Source organism: Streptomyces roseirectus, from assembly GCF_014489635.1.
Classification (GTDB): Bacteria; Actinomycetota; Actinomycetes; order Streptomycetales; family Streptomycetaceae; genus Streptomyces; species Streptomyces roseirectus.
Window position 1 is genome coordinate 7,425,290 of record NZ_CP060828.1, and the last position, 19,414, is coordinate 7,444,703.

At 72.7% G+C, this 19,414-nt stretch carries 19 protein-coding genes; 8 read left to right on the forward strand and 11 right to left on the reverse strand.

Annotated features, from left to right (window positions below; genetic code table 11):
* Positions 1-140 precede the first annotated feature (140 nt).
* Genes IAG44_RS31930 through IAG44_RS31940 form a run of 3 tightly spaced genes read left to right on the forward strand, consistent with a single transcriptional unit; the run spans position 141 to position 3,182 of the window.
* The gene (locus IAG44_RS31930) at positions 141-905 is read left to right on the forward strand and encodes an SDR family oxidoreductase (protein ID WP_187750546.1); all 765 of its coding nucleotides are present in this window, start codon (positions 141-143) and stop codon (positions 903-905) included.
* Positions 902-2,563, forward strand: a complete 1,662-nt coding sequence (locus tag IAG44_RS31935; protein ID WP_187750547.1) for a class I adenylate-forming enzyme family protein — start codon at positions 902-904, stop codon at positions 2,561-2,563. The genes IAG44_RS31930 and IAG44_RS31935 overlap by 4 nt, the downstream gene beginning before the upstream one ends.
* A 25-nt stretch (positions 2,564-2,588) precedes the next feature.
* A complete protein-coding gene (locus IAG44_RS31940) occupies positions 2,589-3,182 on the forward strand; it encodes a TetR/AcrR family transcriptional regulator (protein WP_187750548.1) in 594 nt (197 codons plus the stop codon).
* 84 nt (positions 3,183-3,266) lie between these two features.
* Here IAG44_RS31940 and IAG44_RS31945 read toward each other — a convergent pair whose 3' ends face one another.
* The 3 genes from IAG44_RS31945 to IAG44_RS31955 all read right to left on the reverse strand — a co-directional run bounded on the left by IAG44_RS31945 (position 3,267) and on the right by IAG44_RS31955 (position 5,971).
* Complete coding sequence (locus IAG44_RS31945) at positions 3,267-4,481, reverse strand: acyl-CoA dehydrogenase family protein (RefSeq protein ID WP_187750549.1); 1,215 nt, start codon at positions 4,479-4,481, stop codon at positions 3,267-3,269.
* A 5-nt stretch (positions 4,482-4,486) separates the two neighbouring features.
* A complete protein-coding gene (locus IAG44_RS31950; RefSeq protein ID WP_187750550.1) occupies positions 4,487-5,512 on the reverse strand; it encodes a phosphotransferase family protein in 1,026 nt (341 codons plus the stop codon).
* 162 nt (positions 5,513-5,674) lie between these two features.
* On the reverse strand, positions 5,675-5,971 hold the full coding sequence (locus tag IAG44_RS31955; RefSeq protein ID WP_187750551.1) for a hypothetical protein: 297 nt from the start codon (positions 5,969-5,971) through the stop codon (positions 5,675-5,677).
* Between the two features lie 134 nt (positions 5,972-6,105).
* Here IAG44_RS31955 and IAG44_RS31960 point away from each other — a divergent pair, with 134 nt between their 5' ends.
* Positions 6,106-7,068 (forward strand): NADP-dependent oxidoreductase, encoded by a 963-nt coding sequence (locus IAG44_RS31960; RefSeq protein WP_187750552.1) that lies wholly within the window; start codon positions 6,106-6,108, stop codon positions 7,066-7,068.
* 924 nt (positions 7,069-7,992) lie between these two features.
* Here the strand turns inward: IAG44_RS31960 and IAG44_RS31965 are convergent.
* Positions 7,993-8,352, reverse strand: a complete 360-nt coding sequence (locus IAG44_RS31965) for a DUF202 domain-containing protein (RefSeq protein ID WP_187752933.1) — start codon at positions 8,350-8,352, stop codon at positions 7,993-7,995.
* Entirely contained in the window at positions 8,349-8,741 is a 393-nt protein-coding gene (locus IAG44_RS31970) for a YidH family protein (RefSeq protein ID WP_187750553.1), read from the reverse strand. The genes IAG44_RS31965 and IAG44_RS31970 overlap by 4 nt, the downstream gene beginning before the upstream one ends.
* Before the next feature lie 65 nt (positions 8,742-8,806).
* Here IAG44_RS31970 and IAG44_RS31975 point away from each other — a divergent pair, with 65 nt between their 5' ends.
* Positions 8,807-9,583 carry a hypothetical protein gene (locus IAG44_RS31975; protein ID WP_187750554.1) on the forward strand — a complete coding sequence of 259 codons (777 nt, stop codon included), beginning with the start codon at positions 8,807-8,809 and terminating at the stop codon, positions 9,581-9,583.
* Here the strand turns inward: IAG44_RS31975 and IAG44_RS31980 are convergent.
* Positions 9,555-10,073, reverse strand: a complete 519-nt coding sequence (locus IAG44_RS31980) for an NUDIX domain-containing protein (RefSeq protein WP_187750555.1) — start codon at positions 10,071-10,073, stop codon at positions 9,555-9,557. The genes IAG44_RS31975 and IAG44_RS31980 overlap by 29 nt on opposite strands.
* A gap of 1,394 nt (positions 10,074-11,467) precedes the next feature.
* Positions 11,468-12,361 carry a DMT family transporter gene (locus tag IAG44_RS31985; RefSeq protein ID WP_187750556.1) on the reverse strand — a complete coding sequence of 298 codons (894 nt, stop codon included), beginning with the start codon at positions 12,359-12,361 and terminating at the stop codon, positions 11,468-11,470.
* 478 nt (positions 12,362-12,839) lie between these two features.
* Between IAG44_RS31985 and IAG44_RS31990 the strand changes: the two genes are divergently transcribed.
* From IAG44_RS31990 to IAG44_RS32000, 3 genes are all read left to right on the forward strand, one after another.
* Positions 12,840-13,883, forward strand: a complete 1,044-nt coding sequence (locus IAG44_RS31990; protein WP_187750557.1) for a tetratricopeptide repeat protein — start codon at positions 12,840-12,842, stop codon at positions 13,881-13,883.
* Positions 13,884-14,001: 118 nt separating this feature from the next.
* On the forward strand, positions 14,002-14,739 hold the full coding sequence (locus IAG44_RS31995; protein ID WP_187750558.1) for a molybdopterin-dependent oxidoreductase: 738 nt from the start codon (positions 14,002-14,004) through the stop codon (positions 14,737-14,739).
* The gene (locus IAG44_RS32000) at positions 14,723-15,361 is read left to right on the forward strand and encodes a cytochrome b/b6 domain-containing protein (protein ID WP_187750559.1); all 639 of its coding nucleotides are present in this window, start codon (positions 14,723-14,725) and stop codon (positions 15,359-15,361) included. The genes IAG44_RS31995 and IAG44_RS32000 overlap by 17 nt, the downstream gene beginning before the upstream one ends.
* Before the next feature lie 53 nt (positions 15,362-15,414).
* Here IAG44_RS32000 and IAG44_RS32005 read toward each other — a convergent pair whose 3' ends face one another.
* The 4 genes from IAG44_RS32005 to IAG44_RS32020 form a co-directional block, all read right to left on the reverse strand.
* On the reverse strand, positions 15,415-16,431 hold the full coding sequence (locus IAG44_RS32005) for an L-idonate 5-dehydrogenase (protein WP_187750560.1): 1,017 nt from the start codon (positions 16,429-16,431) through the stop codon (positions 15,415-15,417).
* Positions 16,432-16,445: 14 nt separating this feature from the next.
* Complete coding sequence (locus IAG44_RS32010; protein WP_187750561.1) at positions 16,446-17,204, reverse strand: SDR family oxidoreductase; 759 nt, start codon at positions 17,202-17,204, stop codon at positions 16,446-16,448.
* 10 nt (positions 17,205-17,214) lie between these two features.
* Positions 17,215-18,612 carry a GntT/GntP/DsdX family permease gene (locus IAG44_RS32015; protein ID WP_187750562.1) on the reverse strand — a complete coding sequence of 466 codons (1,398 nt, stop codon included), beginning with the start codon at positions 18,610-18,612 and terminating at the stop codon, positions 17,215-17,217.
* A 215-nt stretch (positions 18,613-18,827) separates the two neighbouring features.
* On the reverse strand, positions 18,828-19,337 hold the full coding sequence (locus IAG44_RS32020; RefSeq protein ID WP_187750563.1) for a gluconokinase: 510 nt from the start codon (positions 19,335-19,337) through the stop codon (positions 18,828-18,830).
* Positions 19,338-19,414 lie beyond the last annotated feature (77 nt).

Genomic DNA, 19,414 nt, shown 5'->3' on the forward strand with positions numbered 1-19,414 from the left:
GTTGGCCATACGTCACGGCATACGTCCGGGCCCGCGTCCGGGCACAGGTCCGGTACAGGCTGTCCGACGCCCCTTCCCCGCTACATACCGACTGGTTAGTCTGTACCCGTTCCGAGCCGTGTCGTGTCGAGGGAGACCCGATGGTGGAAGCCGTGCGAGGTGCCGGGGTTGTCGTGACCGGGGGCGGAGGTGGGATCGGGGCGGCGCTCGCGCGCCGGTTCGCCGCCGAGGGCGCGCGGGTCGTCGTCAACGACCTCGACGGCGCCAGGGCCAAGGCCGTCGCCGACGAGATCGGCGCGATCGCCGTCGCCGGGGACGCCTCCGTCGTCGTCGAGGAGGCCCGCGAGGCGCTGGGCGGCAGTGTCGACGTCTACTGCGCCAACGCCGGCGTCGGCTCGGGCGGCTCCGAGGCGGCCGGGGAGGACGTCTGGGCGCTCGCCTGGGACGTCAACGTCATGGCCCACGTCCGCGCGGCCAAGGCGCTGCTCCCGGGGTGGCTGGAGCGCGGCGAGGGCCGTTTCGTGTCCACCGTGTCGGCCGCCGGGCTGCTCACCATGATCGGCGCGGCGCCGTACAGCGTCACCAAGCACGGCGCCCTCGCGTTCGCCGAGTGGCTGTCCCTGACGTACCGCCACCGCGGCCTCAAGGTCCACGCGATCTGCCCCCAGGGCGTGCGCACCGACATGCTGGAGGCGTCCGGCAGCGCGGGCGACCTGGTGCTCAAACCGACCGCGATCGACCCCGAGGACGTCGCCGAAGCCCTCATGCGGGGCATCGAGGACGACCGCTTCCTGATCCTCCCGCACCCCGAGGTCGCCGGCTTCTACCAGGGCCGCGCCACCGACACCGACGGCTGGCTGGCCACCATGAACCGCCTCCAGCAGAAGTGGGAGGCGGCCCGGTGACGACGTCGATCTACGCGGCCAAGCCCTGGCTCGCCCTCCTGGACGACGTCCAGCGCGCCCCCGTCACCCCGCTGGACTCGATGGTCGACGCCCTGCGCGCAGCCGTCGGAACGGCACCGGATCGTCCTTTCCTCACCTACTTCGACGGCCGCCTCACCTATGCCGAGGTCGACGCGCTCACCGACTCCGTCGCCGCCCACCTGGCCGGCCGGGGCGTCGAACGGGGCGACCGGGTCGCCGTCCTCCTGCAGAACTCCCCGCACTTCGTGCTCGCCCTGCTCGGCGCCTGGAAGGCGGGCGCGATCGTCGTCCCCGTCAACCCCATGTACAAGTCCGGCGAGGTCGCCCACGTCCTGCGGGACGCCGAGGTGGCCGTGCTGATCTGCGGCGAGCGCGCGTGGGAGACGTACCTGCGCGAGACGGCCGCCGACTCGCCCGTGCGGTTCGCCCTCACAGCGAGCGAGTTGGATTTCCAGACCCGCGACGACGCGCGCGTGCTGAACTTCGCCCGCACACCCACCGACGCGGACGACCTGGTCGACGTCGCCCGGCGCGGCGGCACCCCGCCCCAGGGACGCGCGCTCACCCCCTCCGACATCGCCCTGATCAGCTACACCTCCGGCACCAGCGGCACCCCCAAGGGCGCCACCAACACGCACGGCAACCTCATGGGCAACGCCGACCGCCAGCGCGCGTGGCTGCACCTGCCCGACGTCCCCGTGTACTACGCGCTCGCGCCCCTGTTCCACATCACCGGCATGGTCTGCGAACTCGGCGCCTGCCTCAACAGCGCGGGCACGCTGGTGCTGACGTACCGCTTCGAACCCGGCGTCGTCCTGGACGCGTTCACCGAGCACCGCCCGCACTACACCGTCGGCCCCTCCACCGCGTTCATGGCACTCGCCGCGCACCCCGGCGCGACCCCGGAACACTTCGCCTCCTTCGCGCACATCAGCTCCGGCGGGGCCCCCGTGCCGCCGGCCCTCGTCGAGAAGTTCCGGGCGGGCTTCGGGCCGTACATCCGCAACGGGTACGGGCTCACCGAGTGCACCGCCCCCGCCGCCTCCGTGCCGCCCCAGCACGAGGCGCCCGTCGACCCCGCCTCGGGCACCCTCGCGGTCGGCCTGCCGGGCCCCGACACCGTCGTCCGCGTCCTCGACGACACGGGCGCCGAGGTGCCCTTCGGGGAGCACGGCGAGATCGTCGTGCGCGGGCCCCAGGTCGTCCCCGGCTACTGGCGGCGGCCCGAGGCGACCGCCGAGACCTTCCCGGACGGCGAACTGCGCACCGGGGACATCGGGTTCATGGACGAACAGGGCTGGCTGTACGTCGTCGACCGCAAGAAGGACATGATCAACGCGTCCGGGTTCAAGGTGTGGCCGCGCGAGGTCGAGGACGTGCTCTACACGCACCCCGCGGTCCGCGAGGCGGCCGTCGTCGGGGTGCCCGACGGGTACCGCGGGGAGACCGTACGGGCCTACATCAGCCTCCGTCCGGACGCCGACGCGACCCCCGCCGACCTCGCCGCGTACTGCAAGGAGAGACTGGCCGCCTACAAGTACCCCCGGCAGGTGGAGATCCTGCCCGACCTGCCCAAGACGGCAAGTGGGAAGATCCTCCGTCGGGAACTGCGTTCCCGCAGCACAGACAGCGACTGACTTCCAGGAAAGGCAGGTGGCGGCAGTGCCCAGGACGACGGACGGCGACGGTACCCCCGTCCCCCAGCGGCTCCTCGCCGCCGCCACCCGGCTCTTCGCCGAGCAGGGCTACGACCGGACCTCCGTCCAGGAGATCGTCGAAGCGGCCGGCGTCACCAAAGGCGCCCTCTACCACTACTTCGGCTCCAAGGACGACCTCCTCCACGAGGTGTACGCGCGCGTGCTGCGCCTCCAGCAGGAACGCCTCGACGCCTTCGCGAACGCCGACCGGCCCATCGAGGAACGCCTGCGCGCGGCGGCGGCCGACGTCGTCGTCACGACCATCGACAACCTGGACGACGCCGCGATCTTCTTCCGCTCGATGCACCACCTGAGCCCCGAGAAGTACAAGCAGGTCCGCGCGGAACGCCGCACCTACCACGAGCGGTTCCGCGCGCTGGTGGAGGAGGGCCAGCAGGCGGGCGTCTTCTCGAAGGCGACCCCGGCCGACCTCGTCGTCGACTACCACTTCGGCTCGGTCCACCACCTGCCGACCTGGTACCGCACGGACGGCACCCTGACCCCCCAGGAGGTCGCGGAACACCTGGCGGACCTGCTGCTGAGGGCGCTGCGGCCGTAGCCGCACAGGGCATGTGACGCAGGACGTGTAAGGGGCGGTCGCCATGGACGACCGCCCCTTACACACGCGCTCTCGCCTACGCGCCTACGCGTACTTGCGCAGCTCCCGTCGCGCCAGCGACCGCTGGTGCACCTCGTCCGGCCCGTCCGCGATCATCAGCGTGCGCGCGCCCGCGTACAGCTCGGCCAGCAGGAAGTCCTGGCTGAGACCGCCGGCCCCGTGCAGCTGGATCGCCCGGTCGATGATGTCGACGACCGCGCGCGGGGTGGCGATCTTGATCGCCTGGATCTCCGTGTGGGCGCCCCGGTTGCCGACGGTGTCCATCATCCAGGCGGTCTTGAGGACCAGCAGCCGCAACTGCTCGACCGTCACGCGCGCGTCGGCGATCCAGTTGTGCACGACGCCCTGCTGGGCCAGCGCCTTCCCGAACGCCTCCCGGGACACGGCCCGCCGGCACATCAGCTCGATCGCCCGCTCGGCCATCCCGATGAGCCGCATGCAGTGGTGGATCCGGCCGGGCCCGAGCCGCGCCTGCGCGATCGCGAACCCGCCGCCCTCCTCGCCGATCAGGTTCGTGACCGGCACGCGCGCGTCGTCGAAGACGACCTCGGCGTGCCCCCCGTGGTAGTGGTCCTCGTACCCGAACACCTTCATGGCCCGCTTGACCGTGACACCCGGCGTGTCACGCGGCACGAGGATCATCGACTGCTGACGGCGTATGTCGGGTCCGTCGGGGTCGGTCTTGCCCATGACGATGAAGATCTTGCAGTCGGGGTTCATGGCCCCGGAGATGTACCACTTGCGCCCGGTGACGACGTACTCGTCCCCGTCCCGCCGGATGAACGTCGTGATGTTGGTGGCGTCGGAGGAGGCCACCTCGGGCTCGGTCATCGCGAACGCGGACCGGATCTCCCCGGCGAGCAGCGGCTCCAGCCACTGCTTGCGCTGCGCGTCGTCCCCGAACTGCGCCAGCACCTCCATGTTCCCGGTGTCCGGTGCGGAGCAGTTCAGCACGGTCGGCGCGAGCTGCGGTGAGCGCCCGGTGATCTCGGCGAGCGGCGCGTACTGGAGGTTGGTGAGACCGGCCCCGTACTCCTCGTCGGGCAGGAAGAGGTTCCACAGGCCCTGGCGGCGCGCCTCGGCCTTCAGCTCCTCCACGACCGCCGGGGTGTCCCACGGGGACGCCAGGGCGGCACGCTGCTCCTCGGCCAGGGCCTCGGCGGGGTAGACATGCTCGTCCATGAAGGCGAGCAGCCGCCCGCGCAGCTCCTCGGTGCGCGCGTCGTACGCGAAGTCCATCCCGGTCAGCCTTCCTGGAGAGTGGTCAGTCCGTGCTCGACGAAGACGGGGACGAGCTCGCCGATCCGGTCGAAGCCCCGCCCGACCGTCTGGCCGAGGGTGTAGCGGTAGTGGATGCCTTCGAGGATCACGGCGAGCTTGAACCAGGCGAACGCCGTGTACCAGGACACGTCCGAGACGTCCCGCCCGGAGCGCGCGGCGTACCGCTCGACCAGCTCGGCGGGGGAGGGGTGCCCGGGGGCCTCGGCGGTCGTCGAGACGGGGGAGTCGGCCATCTCCAGGGGCACGCTGTACATCACCAGGAGACCCAGGTCGGTCAGCGGATCGCCGAGCGTGGACATCTCCCAGTCGAGCACGGCGTTGATCCGGTCGTCGGGGCCGATCAGCACGTTGTCCAGCCGGTAGTCCCCGTGCACGACCGTCGCCGCGGGCGACACCGGCAGGCTGCGCCCCAGCGCCGAGTGCAGCTCGTCGATCCCGGCCAGCTCCCGGTTGCGGGACGCGTCGAGCTGCTTGCCCCAGCGCCGCAGCTGCCGGTCGAGGAAGCCCGCCGGACGGCCGAAGTCGCCGAGGCCGACCCCCTCAGGGGCGACGCCGTGCAGCTCGACGAGCGTGTCCACGAGCGACAGCACCGCGCCCCGCGTCCGCTCGGGCCCGAGCGGGGCCAGCTCCCCGGCGGTCCGGTACGGCGTCCCCTCGACGAACTCCATGACGTAGAACGGCGCCCCCAGCACCTCCTCGTCCTCGCACAGCAGCACCGGACCGGGCACCGGCACGGACGTCTCGCGGTGCAGCGCGCTGATCACCCGGTGCTCGCGCCGCATGTCGTGCGCGGTCGCCAGCACGTGCCCCAGCGGGGGCCGGCGCACGACCCACTTCGCCGCCCCGTCCGAGACGGTGTACGTCAGGTTCGAGCGCCCGCCCTCGATCAGCCGTCCGCTGAGCGGTCCCGTGACCAGTCCGGGCAGCTCGCGCTCCAGCAGGGCGCGCAGCCGGTCGAGATCGAGCCCGGGTGGATGATCGGTGCTCATACGGCGCTCCAGATTCCGTGCGGCGATGGACGTGGATCACATGATGCCGACCGGTCGGTATGTCGTCCAGTACGGGAGCCCCACGTGATCGGGGCCACCCTAGGGGTACGGCTCCCCGCGAGGTGTCGCGGGGAGCCGTGAGGAGCGATTTCCGGACGTGCGTCAGTGGTCGTCGTAGTGGCCGTCGTGCTCGGCGTGACGGTGGCCGTCGTGCAGGTAGTCCACGTGGTCGCCGTGCTGTACGCGCGCGTGGCCGCAGCCCTCGTCGTGACGGTGCTCGTGACCGGAGTGCGTCACGTGGCCGGCCGGCTCGCACTCGTCCCAGTGGCCCTCGTGCGAGCGGTGCAGGTGGCCGTCGTGCGCGTAGTCGACGTGGTCACCGTGGTCGACCTCGGTGTGGCCGCAGTCGGGCCCGTGCGCGTGGGGGTGGGTCGGGTGTTCCTGGTGCAGAACGCTCATGGTGCTCACCTTCGGAAGGTGTGGGGAAAACGTGGGGGAACTGCTCCCCTCAGGCTCCCACGTAAACGGCCCATATGGCGTATATAGGGGCACTCCGGTTGCGTGGCGCCGCCCCTGCCCGGAGGGTCGTGGACATGAAGGCCATCAGCTACCGCCGGTACGGCGGACCCGAGGTGTTCGAGTACGGCGAGGTGCGCGACCCCAAGGTCGGCCCCGACTCGGTGCTGGTCAAAGTCCGCGCCGCCGCGGTCAACCCCGTCGACTGGAAGGCGCGCGAGGGCTATCTCGACGGCATCATCGACCCGGTGTTCCCCGTCGTCCCCGGCTGGGACGTCTCCGGCGTCGTCGTCCAGCCCGGAGTCTCCGTCACGGAGTTCGCCGTCGGCGACGAGGTCATCGGGTACGTCCGTGAGGACTTCCTCTCCCGGGGCACCTTCGCCGAGTACGTCGCCGCGCCCGTGCGCACCCTCGCCCGCAAGCCCCGCAATCTCTCCTTCGAGGAAGCCGCGGGGCTCCCTCTGGCGGGCCTCACGGCCTACCAGAGCCTTTACCACGTCCTGCGCGTCAAACGGGGCGAGACCGTCCTCGTGCACGCCGCAGCGGGCGGCGTGGGCTCTCTCGCCGTCCAGCTCGCCCACCACCTCGGCTGCCGCGTCCTCGGCACCGCGAGCGAGGCCAACCACGACTTCGTCCGCTCCCTCGGGGGCGAACCCCTCACCTACGGCGACGGCCTCGCCGACCGCGTCCGCGGCCTCGCCCCCGAAGGCGTCGACGCGGCCCTCGACACCGTCGGCGGCGACGCCCTCAAGGCGTCCGCCGCGGTCCTCACGCCCGACGGGCGCCTCGCCTCCATCGCCGACGGCGACGTCCTCGCCTACGGCGGCCACTACTTCTGGGTCCGCCCCGACCCCCGCGACCTCACCCACCTCACCGAACTCGCCGAGCAGGGCGCGCTCTCGGTCCATCTCGCCGAGACGTTTCCTCTGGAGCGGGCGGCGGAGGCGTACCGCCTGAACCAGACGGGGCGGACTCGGGGGAAGATCGTGGTGACGGTGGACTGGGAGGAGGAGGGGGAAGTGGGAGAGACGGGGGATTAGGGGGGCGGGGGGAGGGTGGGTGGTTGGGCGGTCGATTCGCGAGAGGCCGGGCGGGGGCTGGGCGGTTGGTTTGTGGGACGGCGGGCGGCGGGTGGGTGGTTGTTTGTGGGACGCCGGGCGGGCGGGCCGACGCCGGCTGCTTGCTGCGGGTGGTCCTGGTGCGCGTGCGGGTGGCGTGCCGTCGAGTGGTGGAGAGCCGTTCGGAGCGTGCTGCGATCGCCTGCTCGGCCGAGGCCCGCGCTGCTGTGTGAGCCGGTCGGCGCGGCGGGGCTGGTTAGCGCGGCGGGCGGGACTCGGCGGTGACCTGCGAAGCAGCGACAGCTGAGCGGCTGCGCCACTTGGCGGACGCTTGATGGGACGCCATCCGCGTGCGCGAAGGGGGGAGGGTGGTCGGAGGGGCTGCTGCGGGGCAGGGCTCCTCGCGCGCGTACGTACGCGTGGTGCGGTGCGGGGTCGTGCGGTGACGTGGCGTGGCGAAGGCGCCGGGGTAGCCGTTAGCGGCCTCGCTGTGCCTCGCACGTGCGTGCGCGTAGGGCGGTGCGAACCCGGCAAGGTCCTCGTCCGCCTGCACAGCTCGCACGCGGGGGTGGTGTCTCGCCGGGTGGCTCGACGACGGTCGCCGCCGTGACTGCGCGAGCCGTGGCGCTGCCCGGCCTGCCGTCCGGGGCCGGATGCTCCTCGCGCGCTGGGTGACTTGCGTGTCGGTGCGGCGGTGTAGTGCTTGCCCTCGGGGCCCGCCCGCTCGCGCGCGGGGCCGCCGTCTCCGGTGGAGCACTCCTCAGCGTCCGCCCGGGGCCCTCTCGCCGCTGGCCTCCCCCTCGAACCACCAGAGCCCGCGCGGGGAACCCCCTCCGAGAGAGTCGGCGTTCCGCGCGGAAGGGGCATGGTGCCCCGCGAGTGAGCCCCCGTGCACCCACCCAGCCCTCACACCACCACCAACGCCGCCGCGCACACCGCCGTCGCCGCCGTGCACAGCACCGCCGCTGTCGCGAGGCGGGGGGCGAGGACGGGTGGGTGGGGGGTGGAGGTGAGGGTGCGGATGCGGATGTGGGCGAGGGAGAGGAACGCCAGCCAGAGGGCGAAACAGAGGGCGCAGATGAGGACGCCGGGGAGCGAGGGGCCGTCGTGGAGGGCGGTCTTCATGGCCAGGACGGCGGACACCGTGCCCGCCAGCGTCGTCCGGCGCCACGCGAGCCGCGTGCGCTCGGGCTGGAGCCCGGGATCACGGACGTCGGGGTCGGCAACCGGAACGCGCGCCCCGCCGACGTCGTCCCCGTCCCTCACTTGTTCCACCCCAGCACCACCGCCACGACCATCGCGACGGCGACGACGGCGACGACGAGACTGAGCACCGCGGGGAACCGGGACGCCGGCAGATCCTCCCCGCGCCGCATCGCCCGCTCGCACCGCACCCAGTGGTTCAACGCCCGCACCGCGCACAGCACCCCGGCGACCAACAGGGCCAGCGCGAGCCCGACGCGCCACCCCCAGCGCAGGTCGGGAAGGAACTGGTCGACCGCGAACCCGCCGCCGACCAGCGCCATCGCCGTACGGAGCCAGGCGAGGAACGTGCGTTCGTTGGCGAGCGAGAACCGATAGTCCGGCGTGGTCCCTTCCTCCCGGACGCGCTCGGGCGCGAACCACAGGCGGACGTTTCGAACAAAATCGATCACGCTCAGGACCCTACCCGGCGCCGGGGGAGGGGGCGTTGTCAGTGGCGGGCGTTACGGTCGGTGACATGGAGGTACCAGCGCCGCCGAGCGGCTACCCGCACCCCAACCCCGGCCTGACCCCGGCCGAACACCACCTCGCCCTGCCGGGCTTCTGGCCCGCCTACCTGGCCGTCCCCCAGGCCGACTTCGAGGAGTACGGCGCGGACGAGGCGGACGTCGACGCGGCGTGCGAGGCGCTGTACGACGCGACGGAGGCATGGCCGGCGCTCAGACTCCCGCTGCCCCGGGGCCGCGCGGTGCGGATCGTGTTCGCGAACCGTCCGGACGACCCGGGCGTCGAGTACATCCTCACCGACCCCGCCCCGCGAGCACTCGCCCCGACCGGAACCCGCCTCACCGCCCTCCCCTGGCCGGACCTCCTCGCCCTGGCGGAGGCGGTCGCGGACGACGGAGAGGGCGGGGCGGTCCTGGATGCCGGCGAGGGCGAGGCGATCGCGGACGGTGGCGAGGGCGAGGCGATCCCGGACGACGGAGAGGGCGGGGCGGTCCCGGATGCCGGCGCGGGTCAGGCGGTCGTGGACGGTGGCGAGGGTGAGGCGGTTCCGGAGGACGACGGCGAGGGCGTCCGCGACGCCCACCGCCGACTCCTCCTGCTGCTGCCCGTGTACGCCGCCACGGGCGCGCCCGCCGACGAGGCCCTGGCGCGCACGTGCACCGCCCTGACGTCGATCGGCGTACCCGCGCGCAGCGCCCCCGCCCTGGCCGGCCGGCTCCTCGACCGACCCCTCTGGGACGCGTCGGGCGCCAGCCCCCTCAGCGGAGCCCACCCCGGTGCTCTCTGAGCCGTTCGTACGCCGCCAGCCCGTCCGGCACCCACGTCCACTCCCTGAGCCGTCCCTCGACCTCCTCCTCGGACAGGAACCCGTACCAGTCGACCTCCTCCACCTGAGGCCGCACCGGCAGCGACCACCGCGCCTCGTACACGGCGGACCACCAACTGTTCCCCGCCCCGTCGTCGTACAGGAACTTGAACAGGAACTCCGGCTGCCCCAACCCCCTCACCCCCAACTCCTCCTCCGCCTCCCGCAACGCCGCCTCGTCATACGCCTCCCCGGCCCCGACCACCCCGCCCACGAACATGTCGTACAGCGACGGAAACACCATCTTCGTGGCCGTCCGCCGGTGCACGAACAACCGCCCCGCGTCATCCCGCACCTCGATGAACACACACCGATGCCGCATCCCCCGCGCATACACCTCCCCACGCGGCGCCCGCCCCACCACGTTGTCCCGTTCATCGACGACGTCAAGAATCTCGTCAGCAGCACTCATGGACCCATCCAAGCAGCCCCCACACCCCGACTCCCCAGCATCGACGCCCCCGGGCCGCCCACCCGGAACCGGTCACTCTACGGCCCGCCGTCCCGCGTCGGCCGTGCGTCGGCAGTCGCTCTGGACCGGCCGCCTCCGGCCCGGCTGCTCAGGCTGGCTGTTCCGGCGTCAGCCCACAGCCCCGCCTGCCTGGGACCGGTCACGCTGCGGCGCGCCGTTCCGCGTCGGTCGCGTGTCGCCAGTGGCTCTGGACCGGTTGTCTCCGGCCCGGCTGCTCAGGCTGGCTGTTCCGGCGTCAGCCCACAGCCCCGCCTGCCTGGGACCGGTCACGCTGCGGCGCGCCGTTCCGCGTCGGTCGCGTGTCGCCAGTGGCTCTGGACCGGTTGTCTCCGGCCCGGCTGCTCAGGCTGGCTGTTCCGGCGTCAGCCCACAGCCCCGCCTGCCTGGGACCGGTCACGCTGCGGCGCGCCGTTCCGCGTCGGTCGCGTGTCGCCAGTGGCTCTGGACCGGTTGTCTCCGGCCCGGCTGCTCAGGCTGGCTGTTCCGGCGTCAGCCCACAGCCTCGCCTGCCTGGGACCGGTCACGCTGAGGCCCGTCATCCCGCGTCGGCCGCGTGTCGCCGTGGCTCTGGACCGGTTGTCTCCGGCCCGGCTGCTCAGGCTGGCTGTTCCGGCGTCAGCCCACAGCCCCGCCTGCCTGGGACCGGTCACGCTGAGGCCCGTCATCCCGCGTCGGCCGTGCGTCGGCAGTCGCTCTGGACCGGCCGCCTCCGGCCCGGCTGCTCAGGCTCGCCGCTTTGGCGTCAGCCCAACAGCCCCGCTCTCGGCATCGTCCGCTCGGACCGGCCGCCCTCAGGCCCGCCGTCCCGCGTCGGCCGTGCGTCGGCAGTCGCTCTGGACCGGCCGCCTCCAGCCCAGCCGCTCAGGCTCGCCGCCCGGCGTCAGCCCCCTCCCGGCGCCCGGAACCTCCTCAGCCCTTACCGCCTCGGGCCAGTCACCCTCGCGCCATTTCCCCAAGCCGGCAGCCTCGGCGCCAGCCACCCGCACCGGTTGCCCCAGCCAGGCACCACCCAGGAGCGACCGCCCGGCACCAACTGCCCGGACCAGCCGCTGCCCGGACCGGTGACTCAGGCCGGCTGTCCCGGTGCCGGACATCCCGGATCGGCCGCTCCGGGCGCAAGCCGCCCCAACCTTGCCTCCCACGCCATCTCCAACGCTGCCTCCGCAGACGGCCACCCCAGGTGCTGACCACTACAGATGCCGCCCCCCGACACCGCCCTCCCGACACCGCCCTCCCGACACCGGCCGTCCCGGCCCAGCCGCCTCCCCAGACCTGCCCCGCAGACCAGCCCCGGTCAGGCCCTCTCTAGTCCGGCCCCCGGACCACCCCCACCCTCACCCCGGCTGAAGATTCCGCGCAGGTTCCCGCACCCCGCCCCCCTGCGGCATGGCCGGATGCAACCCCAGCAGCACGATCCCCGTGACGATCCCGGCCAACCCCGCCGCCTCCCAGGCGAGTGCCCCGGTGTCGGTCCGCAGCCGGTCGCCGAGGAAGCCCACGCCGCAGGCGATGCCGGCGAGGGGCTGGGCGGCGGTGAGGGCGGGGAGGGACATCCGCAGGGGCGCCGTCTCGAACGCGCTCTGGACGAGGACGAGCCCGGTGACGCCGAGCGCCAGGACGGCGTAGGGCTGCCACCCGGTGAGGAGCCCGGCGAGCCCGCCGGCGGCGAACCGCTGCCCGCTGACCCGCGTCAGAGCGTCCTGGACGCCGTACAGCAGCCCGGCCGCGAGGGCGAGCAGGACGGGCCCGGAGCTGAGCCGGGACCGCTTGGCGTACGCCGTCAGCAGCAGCGCGAGCCCGGTCATCGCGCCGATGATCAGCCAGTGCCGCAGCGGATCGGCGACCGCGTGCCCGCCGCGCGGCTCACCGGCGACGATGAACGCGGTCACGCCCCCGGCGAGCAGCGCGAGCCCCGTCCACCCCTGTTTCCCGAGGCACTGGCGGGTGTACCGGCGCGAGAGCGCCAGCGCGAAGAGCAGGTTCGTCGCGAGCAACGGCTCGACGAGGGACACCTCACCCCGTCCGAGCGCGACCGCGCCCAGCGCCATCCCGGCGACCATCAGCCCGAGCCCGCCCAGCCAGCGCGGCACCCGCACCAGGTCGAGCAGCAGCCGGGGCGAGAGGAAGTCGCCGAGCGGCGCCCGCCGCGCGGCCTGCTGCTGGAGCACGAACCCGAAACCCAGACAGCAGGCGGCGCTCACGGCGAGAGTCAGAACCAGTACCGACACGCTGCGTACCTCGATGATCGTCCGGTCGGACCACGGTCGTCGCGGCCGACTGTAGTGCCCCGCGCGCCGACCGCTCCGGGGAATGCGAGGAACGACGCCCACGGGTACCCCGCAGCCGTGCGCTCACCCCGCTGCAACGCGGAGCAAAGCGGACGGGAGGGGGCCGGCCGTCCCGACATCGTGGGCCGCGCCGCCCCGCCGCGCCATGGCGTACGCCACACCCCCGTCACGTCCGCGCCATACGCCACACCCGCGCCACGTGCCCCGCACCGCCCCCGACCAGCACTCCCGCCTGGTTGATCACCGGTCCAAGTCCCTTGGGACGGCAGTCACTTGATACGTGTCATGTTCCCCTGGCCCTTGACGCTGACCGCTACCTGGGGCTTTGCTGTGCGTGATCGGCCGATCGCAGGCCGACGGCAATCCGTGCCGTGCCCGTGTCGTGCCAGTCCTGCCAGGAGGATGAGGAAGTCCCGCGGTGCCCCCACCCCCGCCCTCCCCGGTTCCCGGTCGCGAACACCCGCCCAGGACCCTGGACGCCACCCTCGACGACGCCGAACTCGGCGTCGCCCGCGCCGCGCTGGCCCAGGGCCGCTGGCAGGCCGCCCGCACCCTCCTCGCCCGCACCGGCGACGACTGGGACCGCCGGGGCCACCGCGCCGCCGTCCTCTCACTCGAACCCCACGCCGCCCCCGGAGCCACGGAGTGGCTGACCGCCGAACCGCACAACCCCGACGCCGCGACGCTCCTCGCCCTCGCCCTCGTCCGCCGCGCCTGCCGGGACGAGCGCGCCTGCCGGGACGAGCGCACCTGCCGGGACGAACGCGCCCACCGGGGCGGGCCCATCCACCGGGACGAGACCGACGCGGACGACGCCCGCGCCGCCTGCCACGCGGCGGCCCGCCTCGCCCCCGCCGACCCCACCCCCTGGCTGGGCCTGCTCCGCCTCGACGGCGACGACGCCCCCGCCGCCGTCCGCCTCTTCGAGGAGGTCCGCGCGCGTCACCCCGACCACCACCAGGCCCACCACCTGATGGTCGCCCGCCTCGCCGAACGCCGTGCCGACAGCGGGCCCGACCCGCTCCACGAGGTGTACGACTTCGCCGCCTGGGCCGCCGAACAGGCGCCCGCCGACTCGCCGCTCGCGATCCTCCCGGTCGTCGCGCACGCCGAGCGCTACCGCGTCCTCGCCGCCCACGGCCACCTCTCCGCCGACCCCGCCGCCTCCGGGCACTGGGCCGGCGGGCGCTCCCGCGAGGTGATGAAGGCCGCGTACGACTGGTGGCTGGAGTGGGAGCACGAGGGGCACCCCCGCCGCCTCATCGACCTCAACTACCTCGCCCACGCCGCGACCTGCGCCGGCCGCCCCGCCGAGGCGTCCGCCCTCTTCCAGCGCATCACCGGCCACGCGACACCCCGCCCCTGGTCCTACCCGGACCGGGACCCGTACGACGCGTTCACGAGGGCGAGGGAACGAGCGCTGAGGAGGGGGTACGGGGAGGAGACCCCGTCATACCCGTAGTACTCAGCCATACCCGTAGTACCCCTACGCCCCGTAATACCCCCTACAACCCTGAGAACCCAGTGAGACTGCCCCCGAGGACTGGCCCTCACCCACCCCCAAGTGCTCGAATGGATACGTGAAACCCGAACCACCCGAGGAAACCCCCGCAGGCGACGGCACCCCCATCGGCCGCCGTGTCCTCCTCGGCACCCTCGGTCTCGGCGCCCTGGGCGTGGCCGCCGCGCCCGTCCTGCAGCGCGGCATGGAATCCGTGCTCGGCACGATCGCCGGCAAGGACCCCACGGGCCTCACCGGCCTCCTCCCGAACGGCGGCGGTTTCCGCTACTACTCGGTGACCTCGTCCGTCCCCCACAAGAACGACACGAACTACCGCCTCACCGTCGACGGCCTGGTGGACCGCCCCGCGACGTACACCCTCCCCGACCTGAGAGCCATGCCCCAGACCCGCATGGTGAAGGACGTCCAGTGCGTCACCGGCTGGCGCGTGCCCGACACCCCCTTCGAGGGCGTACGCCTCTCCCACCTCCTGGACGCGGCGGGCGTCCGGGCCAAGGCCGGCGCGATCCGCTTCACCTGCTTCGACGGCGCCTACACCGAGAGCCTGACCCTCGCGCAGGCCCGCCGAGCCGACGTCCTGGTCGCCCTGCGGATGCAGGACAAGGACCTGGGCCACGCCCACGGCGGCCCCGTCCGCCTGTACGTCGCCCCGATGTACTTCTACAAGTCCGCCAAGTGGCTCTCAGGTATTACGGTCACCGAGGACGTCGAACCCGGCTACTGGGAGGAACGCGGCTACGACGTCGACGCCTGGGTCGGCAAGTCGAACGGACGCGACGATGACCCCACCGCCTGACACCCTCACGCCGACGACGTCCGGCGTCCCCCGCTTCACCCGCGCCGAGCGGTGGATCCACCGCACGACCGCCTTCCTCATGGGCGTCTGTGTCGTCACCGCCGGCTGCCTCTACCTCCCCGAACTCGCCGAACTGGTGGGCCGCCGCGAACTCGTCGTCCGCGTCCACGAGTTCGCGGGCCTCGCGCTTCCCGTCCCGGTCCTGGCCGGCCTCTTCTCCCGCCCCTTCCGCAAGGACCTCGGCCACCTGAACCGCTTCGGCCCCCACGACCGCCGCTGGCTGCGCGCCGCCCTGCGCCGCGACCGGCACCCCGCCTCGCGCCCGGCCGCCAAGTTCAACGCAGGCCAGAAGATCTACGCCGCCTGGGTCGCCGGCGCCACCCTGGTCATGCTCGGCACCGGCCTCCTCATGTGGTTCACCCACCTCACCCCGCTCATGTGGCGCACCAGCGCCACCTTCGTCCACGACTGGCTGGCCCTCACCCTCGGCATCGTCCTCGCCGGCCACATCGGCATGGCCCTCGCCGACCCCGAATCCCGCCACGGCATGCGCACCGGCAGGGTCAGCCCCGACTGGGCCCTGCGCGAACACCCCCTGTGGCGTCCCGACGAACGGCCGTGAGCGGACCAGGACGACGCCCTGATCCGCTCACGGACACACGCCCGTCCCGGAGTTCACCCCCCGAAGCCCCCGAAGTCCAGCAGCACCTTGCAGGACCGCCCCCGGTCGGCCGCCAACTCGAACGCGGACTCGGCCTGCGCGACCGGCACCACCGCGCTCACCAGCCCGTCGAACGACGGCTGGGCGGCGAGGAGTTGAAGGGCCTCGTCGAACTCGGTGTCGAAGCGGAACGCCCCGCGCAGCTCGATCTCGCGGCTGACGACGAGGTTCCCGGCGAAGGGGCTGCGGCCGGACGGCAGCATGCCGAGCTGGACGACGACCCCGCCGCGCCGGACGAGGCGGAGGCAGGTGTCGAGCCCGGCGGCGACGCCGGACGCCTCGACGGCGACGTCAACCTCCAGAGGCCAGCCGGGATCTGACGGATCGTCGGCCCGGACGGCGGCGTCCGCGCCCGCGACCCGCCCGAACTCCAGCGCGGCGGGCAGGAGATCGGTCACCGTCACCCGCGCGGCCCCGGCGGCCTTCGCGGCGGCCACCACCAGGCACCCGATCGGCCCGGCCCCGGTCACCAGCACGTGCCGCCCGCGCACCTCCCCGGCCCGCCGCACGGCGTGCAGTGCGACGGAGAGGGGTTCCGCGAGAGCGGCCCGGCGCAGCCCGAGCCCGTCCGGCAGCACCCTCAACTGCTCCCGCGGAACGGCGATCCGGGCCGCGAACCCGCCCTGCACGTGCGGCGTCCGCGCCGCGCTGCCCAGGTACCGGGTGTCCCGGCAGACGTTGCGCCGCCCGTCCGCGCACTCCGGACAGACCCCGCAGGGCGTGGCCGGGTGCACGGCGACCGCCTGCCCGGAGAACGGCCCCGACAGCGCCGTCCCGACGACCTCGTGACCCAGCACCATCGGCTCCTTGAGCCGGAAGTCACCGACCCTGCCGTGCCGCCAGTAGTGCAGGTCGGAACCGCAGACCCCGCCGTAGCGGACGGCGACCAGCGCCTGCCCGGGTCCGGCCTCGACCGGCGTCAACTCCTCGACGCGCAGGTCCCCTTGACCGTGGATGACACAACTCAGCATGCCCGTACCCCCGTTCACAGCACGCTCGTCATGCCGCCGTCGACATACAGGATCTGCCCGCTGACGAAGTCCGCCGCCGGCGAGGCGAGGAACAGCACCCCGCCCACCAGGTCCTCGGTCCGCCCCCACCGCCCGGCCGGCGTCCGCCGGCGCACCCAGGCGCTGAACTCCTCGTCGTCCACGAGGGCTTGGGTCAGCTCCGTCTCGATGTACCCGGGCCCGAGCCCGTTGACCTGGACGCCGGACGGCCCCCAGTCCGCGCACATGCCCTTCGTCAGCATCTTCAGCGCGCCCTTGGTCGCCGCGTACGGCGCGATACCGGGCCGCACGACCTCGCTCTGCAGCGAGCAGATGTTGACGATCTTCCCGTGCCCGCGCGCCGTCATGTACCGGGCGGCCTCGCGGCCCACCAGGAACGCGCTGGTGAGGTTGGTGTCGAGCACGCGGTGCCAGTCGGAGTCGGTGAACTCCAGGAGCGGCGCCCGCAGTTGCATCCCCGCGTTGTTGACGAGGATGTCGAGCGGACCGACCCGCTCCTCGACGTCCTTGATCCCGGCGGCGACTGACGGACCGTCAGTGACGTCGAACACGGCCGTGTGGACCTTGCCGGGCAGCTTCCGCGCCGCCTCGGCCAGCCGCTCGCCGTCACGCCCGTTGAGGACGACCGTGCAGCCCGCTTCCGCGAGACCCCGGGCGAGCGCCAGGCCGATACCCCGGCTGGACCCGGTGACGAGCGCGGTCCGGCCGGTGATGTCGAAGAGAGGATGACTCATCGCCGTACTCCTAAAGGACCAGAGACAGAAGGAGGACCACACCGCCCGCGACCACGGAGATGATCGTCTCCATGACGGACCAGGTCTTGAGGTTCTGGCCGACACTCAGCCCGAAGTACTCCTTGACCATCCAGAACCCGGCGTCGTTGACATGGCTGAAGAAGAGGGACCCGGCGCCGATCGCGAGGACGAGCAGCGCGGCGTGCGTCGTCGACATGTCGGCCGCGAGCGGCGCCACGAGGCCGGCCGCCGACACCGTCGCCACCGTCGCCGAACCCGTCGCGAGCCGGATCGCGACCGCGATCAGCCAGGCCAGCAGGATCGCCGAGATCGACCAGTCCTCGGAGATCTCCAGGATCATCTGCCCGACCCCGGAGTCGATCAGCGTCTGCTTGAAACCACCGCCCGCGCCGACGATCAGCAGGATCCCCGCCATCGGCGCGAGGCTCTTCTCGACCAGCTCGTTGAGCCGCTGCTTGGAGAACCCGGCCGGCCGCCCGAGCGTGAAGATGCCGACGAGGACGGCCGCGAGCAGCGCGATCAGCGGCGAGCCGACGACGTCGAAGACCCGCTGGACGGTGTTCTCCTTGTCGTCGATCACGATGTCGACCAGCGCCTTCGAGAGCATCAGGACGACCGGCAGCATGATCGTGAACAGCGTCGCACCGAAGCTCGGCCGCTTCTCCAGGTCCTCCGACGGCCGCTGCGGCACCATCTTGTCGGGCGCCTGGACGTCGACCCAGCGGGCCGCGTACCGCGAGAACAGCGGCCCCGCGATGATCACCGTCGGGATCGCCACCAGCACGCCGAGCGCCAGCGTGACCCCGAGGTTCGCGCCGACCGTGTCGACCGCGACCAGCGGGCCGGGGTGCGGCGGGACCAGCCCGTGCATCACGGACAGCCCGGCCAGCGCCGGGATCCCGATCCGCATCAGCGAGTAGTCGCCGCGCTTGGCGACCATCAGCACGACCGGGATCAGCAGGACGACGCCGACCTCGAAGAACAGCGGCAGCCCGATCACCGAGGCGATCAGCACCATCGCCCACGGCATCGTCCTGCCGGTGGCCTTCGCGAGGATCGTGTCGACGATCTGGTCGGCGCCGCCGGAGTCCGCCAGCAGCTTGCCGAGGATCGCGCCCAGCGCGATCAGCACCCCGACGCCGGCGACCGTCGAACCGAGGCCGGAACTGAAGCTCGCGATCGCCTTGTCCAGCGGCGCCCCGGCGAACGCGCCCAGCGCGAGCGTGCCGATGGTCAGCGACAGGAAGGCGTGGAGCTTGAACTTGGTGATGAGCAGGACGATGACGGCGATGCCCGCCAACACGGCGATACCGAGCTGCGCGTGCCCGGCCGAGGTGATCGGCTCCGGCGCGTCCGCTGCCAGCATCTCGACGCTGAGTCTGGTCACGGGGGTCCCTTACGACTACGGGGAGGGATGGGTGAGGTGGGGGCGGGGATGGGGGAGCGGAGGGTGGTACGGGAGATGGCTCGGAGGTACTACGGGTCGGACGGCCGGGGAGCGGCGGATGATCAGACCGTCCGACGTCCCGCTCCTGCCCGGCCCCGCGCAGCCCAATCGATCAGCCGGACTACCCGGCGACTACCCGGCGACGACCCGGTGGACTACCCGGCGGACGACCCGAGCCCGGCGACCGCCCGCTCGGTGATCTCCTCCGGACGCCCAGAGACATCCACGACGACCCCCGCCTCGTCCTCCTGGAGGGGTTCCAACGTGGCGAACTGGGAGTCGAGCAGCGCGGTCGGCATGAAGTGGCCCTCCCGGTGCCCCATACGGTCCTCGATCAGCTCGCGCGAGCCGCTGAGGTGCAGGAACAGCAGCCCCGGGGCCGCCGCACGCAGCCGGTCCCGGTACGACCGCTTCAGCGCCGAACAGCTGACGACCCCGCCGAGACCGGCCCGCTCACGCGCCCACGCGCCGATCGAGTCCAGCCAGGGCGCGCGGTCGTCGTCGTCCAGCGGGGTACCGGCCGACATCTTCGCGATGTTCGCCGGCGGATGGAAGTCGTCGCCCTCGGCGTACGGGACACCGAGCCGGGCCGCGAGCAGGGGACCGATCGTGGTCTTGCCGGTGCCCGCGACGCCCATGACCACGACGACCTGGGGGGTGCTCATCACTACCTCGCTGTCTTCCTCGACGTACTGCCGACACGTGATGTCGACATCACTGAAACCTATTAGGTACGACGAAT

What these genes read in the sequence shown, in the direction of transcription:
- IAG44_RS31930 (WP_187750546.1), top strand. Translation starts at nt 141, where the DNA reads ATGGTGGAAGCCGTGCGAGGTGCCGGGGTTGTCGTGACCGGGGGCGGA.
- IAG44_RS31945 (WP_187750549.1), bottom strand. Translation starts at nt 4,481, where the DNA reads ATGGACTTCGCGTACGACGCGCGCACCGAGGAGCTGCGCGGGCGGCTG.
- IAG44_RS31950 (WP_187750550.1), bottom strand. Translation starts at nt 5,512, where the DNA reads ATGAGCACCGATCATCCACCCGGGCTCGATCTCGACCGGCTGCGCGCC.
- IAG44_RS31955 (WP_187750551.1), bottom strand. Translation starts at nt 5,971, where the DNA reads ATGAGCGTTCTGCACCAGGAACACCCGACCCACCCCCACGCGCACGGG.
- IAG44_RS31960 (WP_187750552.1), top strand. Translation starts at nt 6,106, where the DNA reads ATGAAGGCCATCAGCTACCGCCGGTACGGCGGACCCGAGGTGTTCGAG.
- IAG44_RS31975 (WP_187750554.1), top strand. Translation starts at nt 8,807, where the DNA reads ATGGAGGTACCAGCGCCGCCGAGCGGCTACCCGCACCCCAACCCCGGC.
- IAG44_RS31980 (WP_187750555.1), bottom strand. Translation starts at nt 10,073, where the DNA reads ATGAGTGCTGCTGACGAGATTCTTGACGTCGTCGATGAACGGGACAAC.
- IAG44_RS32000 (WP_187750559.1), top strand. Translation starts at nt 14,723, where the DNA reads ATGACCCCACCGCCTGACACCCTCACGCCGACGACGTCCGGCGTCCCC.
- IAG44_RS32005 (WP_187750560.1), bottom strand. Translation starts at nt 16,431, where the DNA reads ATGCTGAGTTGTGTCATCCACGGTCAAGGGGACCTGCGCGTCGAGGAG.
- IAG44_RS32010 (WP_187750561.1), bottom strand. Translation starts at nt 17,204, where the DNA reads ATGAGTCATCCTCTCTTCGACATCACCGGCCGGACCGCGCTCGTCACC.
- IAG44_RS32020 (WP_187750563.1), bottom strand. Translation starts at nt 19,337, where the DNA reads ATGAGCACCCCCCAGGTCGTCGTGGTCATGGGCGTCGCGGGCACCGGC.